The organism is Paraliomyxa miuraensis, assembly GCF_026337845.1.
Lineage (GTDB): Bacteria > Myxococcota_A > Polyangia > Nannocystales > Nannocystaceae > Paraliomyxa > Paraliomyxa miuraensis.
Genome location: NZ_JAOVZF010000163.1, coordinates 524041 through 526104, shown reverse-complemented (window position 1 = coordinate 526104; position 2064 = coordinate 524041). Strand labels below are relative to the sequence as shown.

2 protein-coding genes are annotated in these 2064 nt (G+C 62.1%); one reads left to right on the top strand and one right to left on the bottom strand.

What is annotated here, in order from left to right; translation table 11 throughout:
• Positions 1 to 27 precede the first annotated feature (27 nt).
• Positions 28 to 972, top strand: a complete 945-nt coding sequence (locus tag OEB96_RS42305) for a cupin-like domain-containing protein (protein WP_266222646.1) — start codon at positions 28 to 30, stop codon at positions 970 to 972.
• A 24-nt stretch (positions 973 to 996) separates the two neighbouring features.
• Here the strand turns inward: OEB96_RS42305 and OEB96_RS42300 are convergent, their stop codons facing one another.
• Positions 997 to 1977 carry a TauD/TfdA family dioxygenase gene (locus tag OEB96_RS42300; RefSeq protein ID WP_266222645.1) on the bottom strand — a complete coding sequence of 327 codons (981 nt, stop codon included), beginning with the start codon at positions 1975 to 1977 and terminating at the stop codon, positions 997 to 999.
• Positions 1978 to 2064: the final 87 nt, after the last annotated feature.

The window sequence follows — 2064 nt, the reverse complement described above, 5'->3', positions numbered from 1 at the left end:
GCCAACGTGATGACTGAGGGAATCGCGATGAAGACGAGCGCCCTTACCTCCCCCCGTCGTGGACCCATCGAGCGCATCGAGGGCTTGACCCGGCAAGAGTTCGAGGCCGAGTTTCGCTCGCGTAGCGAGCCGGTCGTGATGGTGGGCTTTGCCCGTGATTGGCTGTCCGGAAGAGCGTGGACGCTCGAGAACATCGAGTCGATCTACGGCGACTTGGAGGTCCCCGTGACCGTCGACCTTCCGATGGGTGGATCTCCCTACCTCCGGCCGAACAAGGATCACCGGCGAAGGATGACCGTGCGGGGGTTCCTCGAGAAGCTGCGCTCGGCTGCTCCGGACCGGCCTTGCTACATCGATTCGTCGAACATGCGAAGCTATCCCGAACTCATGGCAGAGGTGGATTTTCGAGGCTACACCAATCATCCGGTCGAGGCTGGGTCCACATATTTGTGGTTGGGCTCATCCAACACACGATCTGGGCTCCACTTCGATCCCAGCGAGAATTTCCTGGTTCAGGTCTTCGGTAAGAAGAAGGCGATGTTGGTGGCGCCCGATGATCCGGCGTCCCTGTATCCCATGGAACCCTATGTCTCCAAGAGCAAGGTCGATCCCGAGGACCCGGACCTGAGTGCATTCCCCGGCTTCGCTCGCGTCGAGATCAAGGAGACCGTGCTCGAGCCCGGCGATCTCTTGTTCATCCCTCGCTTTTGGTGGCATCATCTACGCTCTCTCGAGAACTCGATTTCCGTGAACCATTGGTTTCCCGGTACCGATGCTTCCTTGGCGTGGCAGATGGTCAAGGTGCTGAATGCGTGCGGACCGAGGTACTGGTGGCGGACCATGCGTGACTTCGTGGCTCATGGGCTCCTGCGCATCGAGTTCGAGCCCAACCTGTACACGCCGCAGCCTCTTGGAGTGATCCTCTACAAGGCGTTGAGCACCGGCCTTCGAAGGGTGATCCTTCGCCGGTAGCACGAGATGCCGCTGCGGTCCTGATCATGACCGGTGTGAACTCCGCGGGTCGAACATGGCTACGAGGATGCGGCGATCCCCGGTGAACGGCGTGCGACCATGAGCCACCAGCATGTTGTCGACGAGCAGGATGTCTCCCCGTCGCCACGGGGTGGCCGACGCCTCTTCTTCGTGGGCCTCGCGAACCCGGTTCAGGGTTGCCTCGGGGATCGGCTCGCCATCGCCGAAGTATGCATTTCGGGGCAGGTCCTCCTCTCGGCGTAGGCTCAGCAAGGCTTCACGTGTCGTGGGATCCAAGCTGGAGATGTGAAAGAGGTGTGCTTGGTTGAACCACAGGAGCTGCGAGGTCCGCGGATGGCGGGCAACTCCCTGGCAGACCTGACGCGTTCGGAGCCCGCCGTCCGGCTTCCAGACGACCTCGATGCCCTTGGATACGCAGTACCTCTCCACTTCGACCCGTCGATCGGTCTGAAACACGGTCTGCCAGGGGATATCGACGCCGACCCCGTAGTTCCGAACGTAGAGGACCCTTCGGCGGGCGAACTCGTCGACGATGCTCGACCCGATGCGTTGGGTGATTCGAGCGTTTCGGGCGATGGTGGTCTCGCCGCCCGTCCCCGGTGGAGCCAGACAGTAGAACGCGAGCTTCATCGGCCAATCGTCTTGGTAGGCGTTCTCGCAGTGGAGCGGGATGGTCGTGTGACGCGGATACTCCGTAGCGGTGTAGATGCCATCCCCGACCGCGGTACGTGGGGTGGAGCGGTAGACGTAGTCGAGGCGACGGTCGGAGAGCACGCTCGCGAACGACTCGAAATCTGCCTGCGACTGGACCCCGAATCCTCTGAGCACGATGGCTCCATGAGTGAGGAGGCCAGAGTCGACGAGATCCGCGTGGCATCGGAACCACGTGGGGAGGTCATCTCCGCCTGGTTCGCCCAGGATGACGAGGGGAAAGGTGCTCCGGCTGCTCTCGAGCTCGGGTCGAGCTTGGTCATCGTGGGTCATGGGCTTGCTCTCGGATCGATTCTGTCAGGCGCTCGCGCTGTGCCGCTGGGTTCGTGGCGGAGCCAGGCGGGGAAGAACAGGTATACG